At 33.4% G+C, this 16,714-nt stretch carries 17 protein-coding genes and 1 tRNA gene; 11 read left to right on the top strand and 7 right to left on the bottom strand.

Annotated elements, in window-relative coordinates; genetic code table 11:
- The 10 genes from coaE to TA89_RS07210 form a co-directional block, all read left to right on the top strand.
- Positions 1 to 426 (top strand): dephospho-CoA kinase (gene coaE, locus TA89_RS07255; protein WP_040212168.1); only part of this gene is annotated, 426 nt, incomplete at its 5' end.
- A gap of 34 nt (positions 427 to 460) precedes the next feature.
- Positions 461 to 1,036, top strand: a complete 576-nt coding sequence (locus TA89_RS07250) for a lytic transglycosylase domain-containing protein (protein WP_052447359.1) — start codon at positions 461 to 463, stop codon at positions 1,034 to 1,036.
- Positions 1,037 to 1,114: 78 nt separating this feature from the next.
- A tRNA-Leu gene (locus tag TA89_RS07245) sits at positions 1,115 to 1,197 on the top strand.
- 224 nt (positions 1,198 to 1,421) lie between these two features.
- Entirely contained in the window at positions 1,422 to 2,474 is a 1,053-nt protein-coding gene (locus TA89_RS07240; RefSeq protein WP_040212167.1) for an inorganic phosphate transporter, read from the top strand.
- A 26-nt stretch (positions 2,475 to 2,500) separates the two neighbouring features.
- Entirely contained in the window at positions 2,501 to 3,124 is a 624-nt protein-coding gene (locus tag TA89_RS07235; protein ID WP_040212165.1) for a DUF47 domain-containing protein, read from the top strand.
- Positions 3,125 to 3,204: 80 nt separating this feature from the next.
- A complete protein-coding gene (locus TA89_RS07230; RefSeq protein WP_052447358.1) occupies positions 3,205 to 4,119 on the top strand; it encodes a tetratricopeptide repeat protein in 915 nt (304 codons plus the stop codon).
- A 104-nt stretch (positions 4,120 to 4,223) separates the two neighbouring features.
- The gene (locus TA89_RS07225; RefSeq protein ID WP_242850097.1) at positions 4,224 to 4,679 is read left to right on the top strand and encodes a TspO/MBR family protein; all 456 of its coding nucleotides are present in this window, start codon (positions 4,224 to 4,226) and stop codon (positions 4,677 to 4,679) included.
- 567 nt (positions 4,680 to 5,246) lie between these two features.
- A complete protein-coding gene (locus TA89_RS07220) occupies positions 5,247 to 6,794 on the top strand; it encodes an ABC transporter substrate-binding protein (RefSeq protein WP_242850096.1) in 1,548 nt (515 codons plus the stop codon).
- Positions 6,795 to 7,040: 246 nt separating this feature from the next.
- The gene (locus TA89_RS07215) at positions 7,041 to 8,195 is read left to right on the top strand and encodes an amidohydrolase (RefSeq protein WP_040212162.1); all 1,155 of its coding nucleotides are present in this window, start codon (positions 7,041 to 7,043) and stop codon (positions 8,193 to 8,195) included.
- Positions 8,196 to 8,214: 19 nt separating this feature from the next.
- Complete coding sequence (locus tag TA89_RS07210; RefSeq protein ID WP_040212160.1) at positions 8,215 to 10,395, top strand: type IA DNA topoisomerase; 2,181 nt, start codon at positions 8,215 to 8,217, stop codon at positions 10,393 to 10,395.
- 51 nt (positions 10,396 to 10,446) lie between these two features.
- On the opposite strand, the gene TA89_RS07205 is transcribed toward TA89_RS07210, so the two are convergent.
- The 6 genes from TA89_RS07205 to TA89_RS07180 form a co-directional block, all read right to left on the bottom strand.
- The gene (locus tag TA89_RS07205) at positions 10,447 to 11,148 is read right to left on the bottom strand and encodes an LrgB family protein (RefSeq protein ID WP_040212159.1); all 702 of its coding nucleotides are present in this window, start codon (positions 11,146 to 11,148) and stop codon (positions 10,447 to 10,449) included.
- Positions 11,149 to 11,157: 9 nt separating this feature from the next.
- Positions 11,158 to 11,508: a CidA/LrgA family protein gene (locus TA89_RS07200; RefSeq protein WP_040212157.1), complete on the bottom strand. Its 351-nt coding sequence runs from the start codon at positions 11,506 to 11,508 to the stop codon at positions 11,158 to 11,160.
- Between the two features lie 30 nt (positions 11,509 to 11,538).
- Positions 11,539 to 12,357: a tetratricopeptide repeat protein gene (locus TA89_RS07195; protein ID WP_040212155.1), complete on the bottom strand. Its 819-nt coding sequence runs from the start codon at positions 12,355 to 12,357 to the stop codon at positions 11,539 to 11,541.
- 68 nt (positions 12,358 to 12,425) lie between these two features.
- Positions 12,426 to 13,229, bottom strand: a complete 804-nt coding sequence (locus tag TA89_RS07190) for an ABC transporter permease (RefSeq protein ID WP_040212153.1) — start codon at positions 13,227 to 13,229, stop codon at positions 12,426 to 12,428.
- Positions 13,222 to 13,986, bottom strand: coding sequence for an ABC transporter ATP-binding protein (locus TA89_RS07185; RefSeq protein WP_040212152.1), 765 nt, complete (start codon positions 13,984 to 13,986; stop codon positions 13,222 to 13,224). Before TA89_RS07185 ends, TA89_RS07190 begins: the two co-directional genes overlap by 8 nt.
- A gap of 64 nt (positions 13,987 to 14,050) precedes the next feature.
- Entirely contained in the window at positions 14,051 to 15,088 is a 1,038-nt protein-coding gene (locus TA89_RS07180) for an ABC transporter substrate-binding protein (RefSeq protein WP_040212151.1), read from the bottom strand.
- Positions 15,089 to 15,202: 114 nt separating this feature from the next.
- Here TA89_RS07180 and TA89_RS07175 point away from each other — a divergent pair, with 114 nt between their 5' ends.
- Complete coding sequence (locus TA89_RS07175) at positions 15,203 to 16,003, top strand: divergent polysaccharide deacetylase family protein (protein ID WP_052447357.1); 801 nt, start codon at positions 15,203 to 15,205, stop codon at positions 16,001 to 16,003.
- A gap of 45 nt (positions 16,004 to 16,048) precedes the next feature.
- On the opposite strand, the gene TA89_RS07170 is transcribed toward TA89_RS07175, so the two are convergent.
- Positions 16,049 to 16,516, bottom strand: coding sequence for a DUF4829 domain-containing protein (locus TA89_RS07170; protein WP_040212150.1), 468 nt, complete (start codon positions 16,514 to 16,516; stop codon positions 16,049 to 16,051).
- Positions 16,517 to 16,714: the final 198 nt, after the last annotated feature.

The following is a 16,714-nucleotide window of genomic DNA, read 5'->3' as shown; positions in this document are numbered from 1 at the left end:
GATTGGCAGGGACGATTTTTAAGAAAGCAGTTTGGGAACTATATATTTAAATATCAAAAGGAAAGGGTTAAATATGAGGCTAAGATAATGCCGTATATAAAACAGGAGATATTTAAGGAAATAGAGAGGCATGAAGGGATGAATACAAAGCTGCTTATACTTGATGCCCCTACACTGATAGAGAATAATCTCCAGGAACAGATGGATTATGTTATTCTTGTTTGGGTTGACAAAAATACTCAGATACAAAGGATTAAAAATAGAGATAAACTAGTAAACAGCGAAATACTCAGCAGGATAAATTCTCAAATGCCTCTTGAAGATAAAAAAAATTATGCGGATTTTATAATAGATAATAGTGGAAGCCTAGATTCCACCAAGCAGCAGGTTAGTGATATAGTAGATATTCTGGAGATGTATAAATAATATTAAGGATGAGGTTGAAAATTTTAGATTTATGATAAAAAAATTTGTAAGTATTATTATTGTAGCATTAGTTATTATTTTAATTCCTTATATTTTATACAATGGTGTTTATCCTTATAAATATAAGGAACAGATAAATAAATACAGTGAGCAGAATAATTTAGATCCTCTATTAGTTTTGTCTGTGATAAAAGCTGAGAGTAATTTTAAGCCTAACGCCCTTTCAAATAAAGGCGCATATGGATTGATGCAGATAACTGAAAATACAGGTAAAGACGTAGCAGAGGAATTAAAAATAAATGATTTCACAGCTGAAAGTCTCTTTGAACCTGAATGGAATATTAGATTTGGGACATGGTATTTAAATAGTTTAATAAAGGAATTTAAAAATATCGAGGTTGCTTTAGCTGCATACAACGGTGGTATGGGAAATGTAAAAAAATGGCTAAAAAATAGTGAGTACTCTGAGGATGGGAAAACACTTAAATATATCCCTTTCCCTGAAACGGATAAGTATGTAAAAAGAATCAGAGTAAATTACAATATATATGTTTTTCTCTATAGAAAGCTTCCTAGCTATATTCCTTTTAAAAATATAATAAAGAAATAAAGGACTTTACTAAATATCTTTACAAAAGTGAATATTCAGTGTTATAATATCAAATGTGACAGCTAGACTGTCACCTATGCGAGAGTGGCGGAATAGGCAGACGCGCACGTTTGAGGGGCGTGTGGGAGACCGTACGGGTTCAAGTCCCGTCTTTCGCACCAAAGGAAATTCCTTGTGACTTAAATCACAAGGAATTTTTTTGTATTAAAAGCATTTTAAAATTTATAATATACATTTTAGTGAAGGTAATCCTTTACATAAATATTTATGAGAAACAATGATTAATTTATCCATTATCGTATTGAGGTATAGATTTCTAAGATATATAATTATTAATGAAATAAATAGAAAATCTTGTTATATTTAAAAAGAAAGGAGACACTCCATGACAATATCTTTTTCTGAATTTTTGAGTCAGTTAATAAACAATCCGGCATTATTAATTACTTCGATATTAACTATGGGTGTTATTTTAGTAAACGGTTGGACGGATGCGCCTAATGCAATTGCTACCTGCGTATCCACCCGCTCTATGAGCCCTAGATGGGCTATTTTAATGGCTGCGGTTTTTAATTTTCTGGGAGTATTGGTTATGACTATGGTTAATGCAACAGTTGCTCAAACCATATACAATATGGTGGATTTTGGAGGGAATCCCCATGATGCCTTAGTTGCATTATGTGCTGCGCTTTTTGCAATAGTAATATGGGCAACCGCCGCCTGGTGGTTCGGTATTCCTACCAGTGAAAGCCATGCACTAATCGCCGGTATTTCTGGTGCTGCTATAGCTCTTCAAGGTGGATTAGCAGGAATTAATGGTGCAGAATGGGTTAAAGTTTTATATGGTTTGGTGCTATCTACCTTACTGGGCTTTGGAATGGGATGGATAGTGGTAAAAACTACAGAGGCAATCTTTCGTTCTTTTGACAGGAGAAAGACTGCAGGTTTTTTCCAGGGAGCTCAGATATCCGGAGGAGCTGCTATGGCCTTTATGCATGGAGCCCAGGATGGGCAGAAATTTATGGGAGTATTTATGTTAGGAATATTCCTGTCTAGAGGAAATGCCAATATAACTAACTTTAATATACCTTTGTGGCTGATGGTATTATGTTCATTGATTATGGGGGTAGGTACATCCATTGGTGGATATAGAATAATAAAAGCTGTAGGAATGGATATGGTTAAGCTTGAAAAATATCAGGGGTTTTCTGCGGATTTAGCTGCAGCAAGCTGTCTCTTAATATCCTCTCTAACCGGAATACCTGTAAGTACCACACATACAAAAACAACTTCAATAATGGGTGTTGGTGCAGCAAGGAGAGTATCCTCGGTAAACTGGGGGGTAGTAAAAGAAATGGTTTATACATGGATATTAACATTTCCAGGCTGTGGTTTGATTGGCTACCTAATGGCTAAATTATTTATGTGGGTATTTTAAATTAAAGTGAAAAGGAATGATTAATGATGGCAATAAAAAGAGGCAATGATTATTATGGTATGTTTGTAGAACTGGTAGAGTTTTCTTGTTCTGCTGCATCTATGCTGCATAATACTCTATTAAACTTCAGTACAGAAGCCTTACCCTCTAAAATAGAAGAAATACATAAAATAGAGCATGCAGCAGATATTAAAAAGCACGAAATGATGGAAAAGCTGGCTAAAGAGTTTATTACACCCATTGAACGAGAAGATATAATTCTTCTTTCACAAGAAATAGACGATGTTACAGATACTATTGAAGATGTGCTTATAAAAATATTTATGTTTAATATTTCTTCCATCAGAAAAGAAGCTCTGGATTTTACCAGTGCAATTGTAAAATGCACCGGTGAGCTTAAAAAAGTTATGGAGGAATTCCGCAATTTCAGAAAGTCTAAAACTATACATCAATCCATAATCCTTGTAAATGATTTGGAGGAGGAATGCGATAAACTCTATACTGACGGGGTTAGAAGCCTTTACGTAAATTCTAAAGAACCAGTAGAATTAATGACTTGGACAGAAATCTTTGACAGATTGGAAAGATGCAGTGATGCCTGTGAGCATGTAGCTAACGCAGTTGAAAGCATAATTATGAAAAACTCATAAAATATATACAGATATTCAATAACACCAAGGTTATCCTTGGTGTTTACTTTATAAATACAAATAAGACAAAGGAGGAAATTATGAATACTGAAATTGCAAGGCTGGAGAAGCTTCTGCAAAAGGCTATTGCTGCAAAGAATCATAAAAAAATATTATTTATATACAGCCAATTAAGAAAGTATGAAAAAATTAATTTTGATATAGAGGATTTGATAAACGTTGCTTTAGCTTATGATGCAGAGGGTGACTGCAGTAATGCTTTAAAAATATATGATTGTATATTGAATGAAAATCCAGGAGAAAGCAGGGCATATTACGGTAAGGCTATAATATACGAAAGTGTAAATGATTATGAAAAGGCTGAAGTGGGATATAAAAAAGCCATATATTATAACCCTTTATATGAAAAAGCATATTTTTTCCTTGCCAATCTTTACGATGAGATAGGAGAGAGAAAAAAAGCGGTAAACTTATATAATAAAATTCTTGAAATAAACCCCTATGATTTTTGGACTCTTATTAATTTAGGATCCATATATGAAGGGGAAGGAAGAGACTTTTTGGCCTTGGAGCTATTTAGAAAGGCATATGGATTGGATAGAAGCCATTATCTGGCCAGCTTTAATTTGGGTGTCATATATAAAAAGATAAATAATATAGAATTATCTATTAAATATTATAATATATCTATTAAATTAAACAAAAACTATCCATACTCCTTTCTTAATCTTGCTGTGACATATAAGGAAAAGAATTTATTAAATAAGGCTATAGAGGTAATAAGCCAGGGAATTAAATATAATCCCCAATGTGAATTTTTATATTATAATAGAAGCTGTTTTTTTGCTGCAGGTTTTGATAAAGAAAAATCTGCACAGGATCTCAAAACTGCTATAGAGCTGTACCCTAAATTTAAAGAGTATGCTCAAAGAGATTATGAATTAACAGAAACCCTTACCCATCCGCTTATACAGAATATGCTTAAAGGTAAATAAATAGAATAAAATATAAATAAACATCATATTTTATTATAAAGTGAGTTTTTGGAGGGAGCGGTATAAATATTTTTAAAGTTAAAGGTAAATTTAATATATGGGATTTGATTATTGCTGTTTTGATTCCTCTAACCATAGGATATATCGCCTCAGCATTAAATCCTAATTCATCCTTAATGTATAAGGAATTTGATAAGTTATCCTTCTTTCCTAAGGGAAATATATTCCCTATTGTTTGGACTGTATTATATATACTCCTGGGCATATCATCATATAGAATCTGGATGCTTCATACTCAGGGATATAATACAAAATGGGCTTTCTTCTTTTATATTCTAGGGCTTATCCTCAATTTTATATGGCCCTTTATATTCTTTCATTTTCAGCTTTATGGTTTAGCTTTCATAACCATAATACTGATGATTATAATTGCGGTTATAACATTTATAGCATTTTTAAAACTGGACAAAACTGCAGCTTTATTGTTAATACCTTACATTTTATGGCTTATATTTGCATCTGTATTGAATTATTATATATGGTTATGGTACGAAATGTGATAAAGCTATGATTGTATAAAGAAAAAAATATAATAAAATTAAAAAAATAATAGGGCTATGGAAAATTGAGGTAAATAAAAACGAAAGAACTTCAAAAGCTGTCAAAGTAATTACTCTCATCTTTTTCATTCATTCTATTTTTTCACATTAAAGGTTTATAAACTTAAGAGAAATAATGCGGATTTAACATATAAAGTAATTGTTTTTGAACAAAAAGTAAACGTTTAAATAAACTGTCTGTATATAAAGAATTATGTCGAAAATGAAAGAACCATTAACTCATCATGCAAAATAATTATTAGACTCTAAAAAAAATATATTACTTTTTAAAAAAATAGTTGTATTACTATGGAAATTATGATATAAATTATATATACATTAAAAAAGTGTTAATATTCATATATGAAATATTGCAACTATTAATAGAACGGTGTGAAAAACCGTCTTATTTATTAAATGATAGAAACCTGTAGATTATCTTCAGGTTCTATATAAATAAAATCATATAAATAAAGGGGGGTGAATCTACTCGAGGTTAAAGTATATTTAGCTTTAGAGTAGAAAAAGATGAAGAGAAAGTCAATTGCTTTATTAAGTACTTTATTGGCTGGATCCATGGTTCTTAGTGCTTGCGGAAAACCTCAACCAGGTGACAACAATGCAACAAAGCCAGGTCAGCCTAATAAAGAAAAGAAGATAAGCGAAATTATCAAAGCTGAAGATCCTGCTAAACTTCCAGCAACTGCCAAGGAAAGAAAGGATACTTTAATAGTTGGTATAACTGCACCTTCTGGAAAGTTCAATCCAATATATAGCGATTCTGTTTACGACGGTTATGTAACAGATCTTATATTTAACGGATTAGTGACTAATGATAAAGAAGGATTGCCAGTTCCTCTAGTAGCTAAGGAGTGGAAATTATCAGAAGATAATAAAACCTATACCTTTACTCTTAAGGAAGGTGTAAAATTCTCTAATGGTGATGAGTTAACTGCAGAAGACGTTGCATTTACCTATACTGCTCTTTGTGACCCTAAATATGATGGACCAAGAGCAGATGCCGTTGAAAAATTGGTTGGATACAAAGAATATAAAGAGGGAAATGCTACTGAAGTTACCGGTATAAAAGTAATAGATAAATATAATATAAGCTTTACCTTAACTGAAGTAAAGGCACCTGCTATATATGATTTTATATATGGTATAATGAACAAAAAGGTGTATGGCTTTGAAAAAGGCGGAATCCAAAAAATTAAGGATCTATTCTTAAAGCCAATGGGCTCCGGTGCTTATAAATTAACTGAATATAAACCAGGACAAACTGTATCCTTAACTAAGAATGATGGATATTTCAAAGGAACTCCAAAGATTCCTAACATCATAATGAAGGTTACAAATGCTCAAACTAACATACAGGAATTACAGGCTGGAACTGTTGATATAGACAGAATACCTGCAAATACTAAGAACATTTCAATGCTTAAGCAGGCTGGATTCTTAGATTTACAATTATTCCCAGACAATGGTTATGGATATCTTGGATTAAATACAAGACTTCCAAAGTTCAAGGATAAGAAGGTTCGTCAGGCTCTTATGTATGGTCTTGACAGAAAATCCTTCGTAGATTCCTACTATAATGGTTATGCAGATGTTTGTAATATTCCCATTTCACCAGTATCTTGGGCTTACAATGAGGATGTAGAAAAATATCCTTATAACTTAGAAAAAGCTAAACAACTTCTTGATGAAGCAGGTTGGAAGGTTGGCGCAGACGGTAAGAGAGAAAAAGATGGTGAGAAGTTTGTAATCCACTGGAAGACCTACACCGGTTCAAAATATGTTGATAATCTAATTCCAATAGTTAAAGACAACTGGGGTAAATTAGGCATAGAAGTTATTCCTGAATTAGTTGAATTTGCTACATTATCAGAAAAAGTTTATGATAAGCAAGACTTTGAAATGTACAATATGGCATGGAGCTTATCCATAGATCCAGACCCATCAGGTATATTTGGAAAATCTCAGGATATTCTTGGAGGATTTAACTCAGTAGGCTGGCATCCAGATAAGAGTGAAGAGCTGATTAAAAAAAGGTCTTCAGGAAACAGATGTTAAAAAGAGAACTGAAATATACAAAGAGTGGGGAAAACTTATTAACGAAGAGCTTCCATATTTATTCTTAAGCAGTAATAAAGATATGTGGGCAGCAAGCTCAAGAGTTAAAAACCTTGCTATTACTCCATATGAAAACTGGACATATAACATTGAAAAGCTTGAATTAGCACAATAATATCGAAATAAAGGCTTCATTCTATGGAATGAAGCCTTTTATATTATATAATTATTATAGAGGTGATAATTATGATACTAAAGAATGGGAAAATTTTTACTATGGAAAAGGAAGTTATAGAAGGGGGGAGCATATTAATTAAGGGAAAGCGAATAGAAAAGATAGTAAGGGGAGAATTAAACTTAGAGGGAGAAGAAGTAATAGATTTGAAGGATGCTAGGGTTTATCCCGGATTTATAGATGCGCACTGTCATCTAGGACTTCTTGAGGAAAATATGGGCTTTGAAGGCAACGATATAAATGAGACATCCCATGCGGTAACTCCTCATCTTAGAGCTATTGACGGTATAAACCCTATGGATGGAGGATTTAAAAAGGCATTAAGAGCAGGGGTGACCTCGGTGCTCACAGGACCGGGCAGTGCAAATGTTGTAGGAGGACAATTTGCTGCCATTAAAACTTGCGGTATTTCTGTGGATGATATGATAATAAAAGCTCCTGCAGCATTAAAAGTAGCCTTTGGAGAAAATCCAAAGAGAGTTTATAATGGTAAAGGCAAGATGCCTGTCACTAGGATGGGCACTGCAGCCTTATTAAGAGAGACACTTACACAGGCTGTAAATTATAAAAACAGAAAAGAAAGAGCAGCTGTGAAGGATGAATTTTTTGAAATAGATTTAAAGATGGAGGCAATACTTCCTGTGTTAAATAAAAAAATCCCTTTAAAGGCTCATGCTCATAGAGCGGATGATATATTAACTGCTTTAAGGATTGCAGAGGAATTTAGTGTAGACATAACCTTAGATCACTGTACAGAAGGACATCTTATTAAGGATTATATAAAAGCTTCAGGAAAGTATGTTTTATTGGGGCCTGGAATGCATTATAACTCGAAAATAGAATTGACCAATAGAACCTTTGAAAGCGCAGCAATCTTATCTAATGAAGGGGTTAAGGTAGTAATAATAACGGATCATCCTGTAGTAGAAATTCAATACCTTCCATTGTCTGCAGCTATGTGTGTAAAAGCAGGAATGAAGGAAGAGGAAGCTCTGAAAGCAATAACCATCTATGCCGCTGAAGCATCGGGAGTAGATGATAAGGTAGGAAGCATTAAAGAAGGTAAGGATGCGGATTTAGCAATATTTAACGGAAACCCTTTAGACAATTTTACAGAAACGTTATATACTATTGTAGATGGAGAAATAGTGTATAAAAACAATTAAGAGATGGTGAAAATATCTTATGAGTAAAAGTCTTATAATAGCTGAGAAGCCTTCAGTGGCAAGAAATATAGCAGAAGCATTAAACTTAAAGCTAAAGAGAGATGGATATATTGAAGGAAATGAGTATATTGTTACCTGGGCCTTTGGACATCTCCTTCAACTTTATGATGCAAAGGATTATGATAAATCCATGGCTTCTTGGAAAATGGAGAGGTTTCCCTTTATACCTGAGAGATTTAAATATAAAATAAAGAAGGACTCTTCGTCGAAGGATAAGCCTGATGCCGGTGCCTTAAAGCAGATTAACATAATAAAATCATTAATAGACAGAGAAGATGTAGGTTCGTTAATTTCCGCCACAGACTACGACCGTGAGGGACAGATTATCTTTGATGAATTAGGCTTATATTTTGAAATAAATAAACCTATATACAGGCTTTTATTAAACGAATGGACTGAAGACGAGGTTAAGAAGGGAATGTCTGATTTAAAGCTGAACTCAGATATGAAACCTCTTCAGGATGCCGGAATAGGAAGGCAGCTGGCAGACTGGCTTATAGGAATTAACTTAACTTCAGCAGCAACATTAAGATATGGATATAAGGATAATAAGACAATTAATATAGGTAGGGTGCTGCTGCCAACTCTTAAAATAATTTATGATAGGGATAAGGAAATTGAAAATTTCGTAGAAACCTCATATTATAAATTAACGGCAGTATTCAAGACTAAGGATAATATTGAATTTGAAAGCCTTTATTATGAAGATGCTTCGGAAAAGTTTGAAAAGAAGGAAGATTTAGATAAAATAAGTAAAGCTCTCCTTGGTAAAACCGGTACTGTAGTGGATAAAGAAATTGAAAAAAAGAAAGAGTATCCTCAGCCCTTATTTAATCTTTCAAACTTACAAGGATACATTACCAGCAAATATAAAGGATGGACCTCAGACAAAGTACTAAAAACAGCACAAAGCTTATATGAAAAAAAATACATAACATACCCAAGGACTGCCAGTGTGGTTTTAGAGGAAAGCTTAGTTGATAGAGCGAGAAAAGTCTTGGAGACGCTGAAAAAGGGATTATCCTATGAGGAACAGATAAAGTTTGTTAAAAGTAAGAGGGTTTTCGATAATTCTAAGGTAGAGAGTCATAGTGCAATAATACCCACGTATGTTCAGCCAAAGGGCTTAAGCGCAGAGGAGCAAAATGTTTATAATGCAGTGAAAAATAGATTTATCATGCAGTTTATGCCTGTAGCTGAATTTGAAGAAACGAAAATAACTTTAAAGGTCAAGGATGAAAATATTAAAGGTGAATTTATTTCTAAGGGCAAAGTAGAAATTGTTAAGGGATGGAGAATAGTTGAAAAAATAGAAACAAAGGATACTATTCTTCCTTTAGTTGAAAAAGGAGAAAATTTAGATATAGTAGACAGCAAAGTTAATAAAGTTACTAAAAAGCCTCCTAAGCATCATACTGAAAAAACACTTTTAAGGGTTATGGAAACCTGCGGTAAGGGATTTGTGGAGGATAAAGATGAAGATGAGACAAATTCAGAAGAAATGATGCAGGCTATATTAAGCGGGTTTAGTATAGGAACTCCTGCAACAAGAGCAGAAACCATAAAAAAATTAAAAGATGTTGGATATATAACTGCAAAGGGAAAAAGTCTTATAACTACAGATTTAGGAAAAACTATTGTTGAGATATTTCCGGCAAAAGAACTTTTAGATTTAGAATATACCGGAAGGCTTGAAAAGACATTATCTGATATTGAAAAAGGGAAACATGAAAAAGATGACTTTTTGAAGCTTATAAAGGATTTTGTTATTAAATCCGTTGATGATATAAAAAATGATAGTTCACTGCTGCATAAATTTAAAGTTGAGATTCCAAAAGGAGCAGTAAGCTATGGACAATGTCCGGAATGCGGGAATCCCGTTATCGAGGGAACAAAAGGCTTTGGATGCTCCAACTGGAAAAATGGCTGTAAATTTACTATATGGAAAAATGATAAGTATATCAAGTCATTTAACAAAGAAGTTACAAAAGAGATGGTAGAGATATTGTTAAAAAACGGCAAAGTAGGCTTTAGAAATCTTGTTAGTAAAAAGGGAAATACTTTTAGTGCTTACTTTAGATATGAAAAGAATAAAGAAACAGGGTATTATAATTGGAAGATGGAGTTTATAGATAAGTAACCTTAAGACAAAAAAGGATGAGAGCATTTTAAAATGCTTTCATCCTTTTTTTTATAAAAATAACCATATAATTTTAATGAGTAAAGGAGCTAAAAACACTGTGATAATACCGGATAACCCCATAGATAAACTGCTCATTGCACCTTCAACTTCTCCAAGCTCCATGGCTTTTGTGGTACCTATAGCGTGAGCTGCAGTTCCCAGTGAGATTCCCACAGCTATCTTATCCTGTATTTTAAAAATCCTGCACACCAAGGGTCCCATTACTGCTCCTATAATTCCTGAAATAATAATAGCTGCTATGGTTATAGAGGTTATACCACCCAGTTCTTTAGTTATCTCTATGCCTATTGGTGTAGTAACAGACTTGGCTGCCAGGGATTTAATAATAGTCATATCCAGATTTAATAGGTAAGACAAGAGAAGTATGGAAATTATACCAAAAATGCATCCTATAAAAACCCCTGTGATTATAGGTAAAAAGTTTTCTTTAAGCAGTTTTAATTGTTTATATAGTGGAACAGCTAAAACCACCGTTGAGGGACCTAAAAACAAGTTTATAAAATGAGCTCCTTCATTATAAGTATCAAAGCTGATATCGGTAATTAACAAAAATACTATTATAAGTGTAACAGCAATGAGAAGAGGATTAAAAATGGGAGCTTTAAATTTTTTATATATGAAACAGCCTATTTCAAAGGCAAGGAGAGAAAGTACTAATCCAAATAGCGGATTTTCTATTAAATAGTGCATATTAATACCTCAATTATTTTTTTTATTTTGAATTTTTTCCACTGTGTATCCTGTGATAATTATAATAAAAACCGTGGTGATTACTGAAACTAATAATATCTGAAACCAAGAATCCTTTAATATCCCCATTGAGTTTATTAAACCTACCCCTGCAGGGATAAAAAAGAAGGGAAGATGATTTAAAAAGAAGTTAGATATATTTTCTACCTTTTTAACATCTATTATTTTAAAGTATAATAAAGCAAGTAGTATAAGCATTCCTGTTATGTTTCCAGGAATGGGGAGGTTGAAAAACCTGCTTACAAATTCTCCGGCCAGATATATAGACAGTATAATGAGTAGTTCTCTTAAGTATTTCATTCATTCCTCCTTAGAAAAATAAAAGGCTCTCTAAAGAGCCTGATTCATCACATTTATTTCACTTTGGATCATATCTTTAGTAAGGTCGCTTAAAAAGGACTGTTTAAAGCTTAGGGCTGTTTTCAGCATTTCATTAGCTTTTATAGTATTACCTTCAGCCTTTAAAACTAAACCATAATAATAATAAGGTTCAGCAAAAAAAGTTCCTTTTTCAGTGAGCTTTTCATATATTTCTGCTGACTTATCATATTGACCTAGACGGAAATAGCTTTGGGCTAGATTATCTTTAATTACGTCATTATTATCATCATAATCTATGGCTTCTAAGTTAAATTTAAGGGCTTTTTCCAGATCTCCTTGAAGTATCAGCAGGTAACCAAGGCTTTCATATAAAGTTGAATTTTTAAATTTAGAATAAACCTCTTCTAAGGTTTCCACTGCTAAATTTACATCGCCTTCTTTCCAGTATACCAGAGCTAAAGTCATCTTGATAGCTGATTCTTCATCTAAATTAAGATTTTCCTTAGTAATAAGTTTATCTAATATATTTCTGCAGCCCTGAATATCTTTTTCCTTTAATAATAAATAAGCATAGCTTGCAGCAACTCTGGGAGGACAGTTTTTTACCTGGGAAGCCTTCTTAAACCATTGTAAGGCTTTATCCTTTGCTCCTTTGGAAAAGTTAGCATTACCAAGCATAGCATAAAAATATGCTCTGCTACTATATAGCTTGTATAATATAAAAACTGATAAAAGGCCGTTGCCTAAGTAAGCGTTAAATTTAAAAGATATCAGAGCAAAGAAAAGTATTATAAAAAAATTTAGTAAAAGTGACTTATTAATTTTCATATGCAGTTCCTCCAAAGCTAATTATAATAAACATTATACTATGAATGACCGCATATTTAAACATTATATTAATATTTTTTAGCTATGCTCTTTTCAAACTTTGCCACTCCAATGTACATAAGAAAAGCTAAAATCGAAAGTATTATTATAGACATCATAACCATATCCAACTGAGCTATCTGACCTCCATATACTATCAAGAACCCCAAGCCTTCCTTAGCTACCAAAAATTCACCCATAATAACTCCTACCCAGGATAAGCCTACATTTATTTTTAAGGCGGAAATAAAGGTTGGGATAGAAGCAGGGAATATGAGATGTATTAGTATTTGAAGCTTATCTGCACCAAAGGTTGTAAGTAGTTTTATCTTATCTTCATTCACCTCTTTAAATCCTGCTAAAATGCTTATTACTGTGACTATTATGGATATAAGGAGTGCAATTACGATTATTGCAGATGTTCCATTGCCTGCCCAAAAAATTATAATAGGACCTAATGCCACCTTAGGGAGAGCATTAAGGACCACTAAATAAGGGTCTAGTACCTTATAAGCAAAATCAGACCACCATAATAGGGTAGCAATAAATGTACCTAAGATAGTGCCTAATGTAAACCCAACGATAGTCTCATAGCAGGTGACAAGTATATGCTTTAGCAGCATATTTGAAGCACAGAAGCTCACAAAGGTATTAAGGATACGGGTAGGGGAGCTGGTAAGGAAAGGATCGATCCAATGCTTCTTAGCAGCTATTTCCCATAATATTATTAGGAAAACAAGAAGCAGAATTCTTGAAAGAAATAATAGAATAGTGGAGTTTCTGCTCTTTTTCAAATATATTTCATGTTCTCTGCTGTAATTCTTCTCACTCATTGAAATCCAGCTCCTTCCATATAGTGTTGAAATAATTTCTAAATTCCGGAGCTTCTCTGCGATGCAGAGGAGTTTCGTACTCATTGCTGAATTCTAAAAGTATTTCTTTTTTTATACTGGAAGGCCTTTTGCTTAAGACTACAACCCTGGATGAGGTAGAAATGGCTTCAGCGATATCATGAGTCACCATAACCACGGTTTTGCCCGCATTTTTGATTATTTGGAAAATTTCATCACAAACTTTCAATCTTGTTTGGTAGTCTAAAGCAGAAAAAGGCTCATCTAATAAAAGTATATGAGGTGACAGAGCCAAAGTCCGTATAAGGGCAGCTCTCTGCCTCATCCCTCCTGATAATTCATTTGGATAGTGCTTTTTAAAAGATGATAACCCATAGGAATCCAGTAAGTTTTCTAAGTATTCTTTAGTTTTTTTATTAAGTTTCTTTTGAATTTTTAATCCCAGAGAAACATTTTCCCATAGATTCAGCCATTCGAATAAATGATCCTTTTGAAACATATATCCAATTCTGTTATCCATCTCATTGATTTCCTTTCCTTCTAATAGGATTTTTCCTGAAGAAGGTTTTAGGAGGCCGCACATTATATTTAATAATGTAGATTTCCCACAGCCGGAAGGGCCGATTATACTTATGAAATCGCCCTCCTGGATGTTTAGGCTTATATTTTTTAAAGCTTCTGTTTCTCCTTGAGGAGAATGATAATTCATATTTATATTTTGAATTTCCACCAAACTCATCTTTTCACCTTCTTTTTGTAAATTTGCTAAGCTTCAGACAGTGCTGAAGCTTAGCAAAGGAAATTTATTTAAGATCGCTTACTGCTTTATTTGAAAAATTGTTATTTACAATGTCTTTAAAGGGAGGACGCTTTGGAATTAAATCGGATTTATAGGATTGAATTATATCCATCAATCTGGACATATCCTCCTCTTTTATAGAAGGAGAGGAGGCAAAGGCATCTATATCTCTATAGTTTTTTAATACATTAATCACCATAGCCTCATCAGTACCGGGGAAAAAGGAAATAATAGATTTAGCTACTACCTCATCCTTGCTTTTTTGAACCCATAGCTGTCCTTTATATATAGCCCTGGTAAATCTTTCTAGAATCTCTGAGTTTTTTTCCATGTAAGACTTAGTGGTATAAAAGCAGGTATACGGGATTACTCCTGCAGATTTTCCTATAGAAGCTACTATACTTCCGGCATTTTCCTTTTCCAGCATGCTTCCTGTAGGTTCAAAAAGAGCGACATAATCACCGGTACCACCCTTGAAGGCTCCTGCAGTAGCATTAAAAGCAATATTGGTAATTAGATTCAAATCTTTTTCAGGATTTAAACCATGATTTTTTAACACATATTCTAAAGCCATTTCCGGTACTCCGCCGGGTCTTCCACCTACTACAGTCTTTCCTTTAAGAGACTCCCAGGTAAAATCAGCTTCTTTATTTCTTCCTACTAAAAATGAACCGTCTCTTTGAGTAAGCTGAGCAAATACTACAGGGTAGTCCTGCCTGTTCTGGTTATAGATATATATAACCTGTTCAGGCCCTGAAAATCCTATATCAACACTTCCGCTAAGTAATTGCTGCATGGTTTTATCCGCACCCTGACCTGTGGTTAGCTCAATTTCAATGCCTTCAGCCTTAAAAAATCCTTCACTGATAGCAGCATACATTGGAGCATAAAATATGGAACGGGCAACTTCATTTAATCTTATTTTAGTTACCTGATTATTTGAAGTTTTTTTTGAATTTCCATTATTATTGCAGGATATTAATGAAAAAGTTAAAAATAATAATAGTGGAAGCAATAAAATCTTATGAACTTTGTTTTTCATACAAACCTCCTGTTTACTTCTTCACTGATATAATATGAATTTAAAATTTAAGTGTTATTAATGTTTTTATAATTTTTTTGTTTAATAATAAATATGAGAAAGAAGGGTATAAACTTGAAGGATAATAAAAAAGGTTATTATAAGCTTCTCAGCGGGTGTACAGCTTTAATCATTCTATTATATTTGCTTTTGCTGAAGGGTGAGTGCTATATATGCAGCGCTAATACCGAAGGAAAATCTCCTAAAATAGCTGTGGTAATTGATGACTTTGGAAATAACAGCGAAGGAACGGATGATATGCTGAATCTAGGAATACCTATCACAGCTGCTGTTATGCCTTTTCTACCAACCAGTTCTCAGGATGCTGAAAAAGCCCATAAAAAGGGACATGGTGTTATACTTCATCTTCCTATGGAGCCTGAAAAAGGGAAGGCCAGTTGGCTTGGACCTAGAGGCATTACAGTGAATTTACCAGATGAAGAAATAGAAAACAGGGTGGAGGATGCTGTTAAAGAATTAAAATATGTTCATGGAATTAATAACCATACCGGTTCTAAAGCTATGAAGGATGAAAGGGTAGTAAAGGCTGTATTAAGAGTAGCCAAAAGAAATAATTTGTTGTTTTTAGACAGCAAAACCACTGATAAGTCAAAAGCAAGTCAGGTATGCAGCGAGTTAGGAATTACATACCTTGAAAGGGATTTGTTTTTAGATCATCAAAACAACACTGTCCATATAGAAAAACAGCTGGATAAAGCAGGGGAGACCGCAATAAAAAAGGGTTATGCCATAGTCATAGGTCATGTTGGACCAGCAGGGGGTAAAACCACAGTAAGAGCTTTGAAAAATAAAATAAATTCTTTAAAGGATAAGGGAATAGAATTTGTTACTTTGAAAGAAATAGAGGAAAGATAATTTTAAAACTCCCATAAGGGAGTTTTTCATTTTATTAGGGGGTAATTAAATGCCATAGTCGTCTATAAGCCAGGGGGAATCAGTATCCTTTCTGATAACATAGTACCACCAGGTATATCTTCCGCTTTCCTGAGGACCGGGAGCATTGAATTTTATTTCATACTCAACTTTATAAACCTTCAGGTTTTCCGCTGTTGTACCATTAATACTTCCTCTTCCATTGGTTAAATATCCTTTTTTATAATTTTCATCTTTTTCTTCGTCAATGCTGAGTAATTTAATATCTTTAAGAGTATCCCATTTATAAACACCTTGATTTTTGTATATATCTTCCATTGTTTCACTATGAGTTGAAATAAATTTGTTTATATTTTTTTCCTTTTTGTATTGGAAGTGTTTTTCCACAACTTCCTGAGCAGGATGCTTGTGAGATTTCTCTTCCTCAGAGCATCCCATAAGAGCCAGAGAAGATATAACGAGGATTAATAAGACCTTTAGGATGTTATTTTTCATAATACCACTCCTATCCATAATAGGTATAAGTTTACTCATATGATATATACGTTATTCTCTATGTTTAGTTACTCATAAGGTAAAATTCTTAAAGGCGGTATCAGCATTGAAAAATTTTAATTGCTACAGATTAGAGAAATATTGGAGCATAATTTTAATCCATCTGACAATCAATCAAAGAAACTCCCTATCAGGGAG

Source organism: Clostridium polynesiense (assembly GCF_000820705.1).
GTDB lineage: Bacteria > Bacillota > Clostridia > Clostridiales > Clostridiaceae > Clostridium_AA > Clostridium_AA polynesiense.
The sequence above is the reverse complement of the archived record's forward strand: the minus strand, read 5'-3'. Positions and strand labels throughout refer to the sequence as shown.

Excerpts from the sequence above, each read along its gene's own strand:
- TA89_RS07210 (WP_040212160.1), top strand. The coding sequence starts at position 8,215 with ATGAGTAAAAGTCTTATAATAGCTGAGAAGCCTTCAGTGGCAAGAAAT.
- TA89_RS07170 (WP_040212150.1), bottom strand. The coding sequence starts at position 16,516 with ATGAAAAATAACATCCTAAAGGTCTTATTAATCCTCGTTATATCTTCT.
- TA89_RS07235 (WP_040212165.1), top strand. The coding sequence starts at position 2,501 with ATGGCAATAAAAAGAGGCAATGATTATTATGGTATGTTTGTAGAACTG.
- TA89_RS07190 (WP_040212153.1), bottom strand. The coding sequence starts at position 13,229 with ATGAGTGAGAAGAATTACAGCAGAGAACATGAAATATATTTGAAAAAG.
- TA89_RS07205 (WP_040212159.1), bottom strand. The coding sequence starts at position 11,148 with ATGCACTATTTAATAGAAAATCCGCTATTTGGATTAGTACTTTCTCTC.
- TA89_RS07215 (WP_040212162.1), top strand. The coding sequence starts at position 7,041 with ATGATACTAAAGAATGGGAAAATTTTTACTATGGAAAAGGAAGTTATA.
- TA89_RS07195 (WP_040212155.1), bottom strand. The coding sequence starts at position 12,357 with ATGAAAATTAATAAGTCACTTTTACTAAATTTTTTTATAATACTTTTC.
- TA89_RS07180 (WP_040212151.1), bottom strand. The coding sequence starts at position 15,088 with ATGAAAAACAAAGTTCATAAGATTTTATTGCTTCCACTATTATTATTT.
- TA89_RS07220 (WP_242850096.1), top strand. The coding sequence starts at position 5,247 with ATGAAGAGAAAGTCAATTGCTTTATTAAGTACTTTATTGGCTGGATCC.
- TA89_RS07200 (WP_040212157.1), bottom strand. The coding sequence starts at position 11,508 with ATGAAATACTTAAGAGAACTACTCATTATACTGTCTATATATCTGGCC.
- TA89_RS07240 (WP_040212167.1), top strand. The coding sequence starts at position 1,422 with ATGACAATATCTTTTTCTGAATTTTTGAGTCAGTTAATAAACAATCCG.
- TA89_RS07230 (WP_052447358.1), top strand. The coding sequence starts at position 3,205 with ATGAATACTGAAATTGCAAGGCTGGAGAAGCTTCTGCAAAAGGCTATT.
- TA89_RS07185 (WP_040212152.1), bottom strand. The coding sequence starts at position 13,986 with ATGAGTTTGGTGGAAATTCAAAATATAAATATGAATTATCATTCTCCT.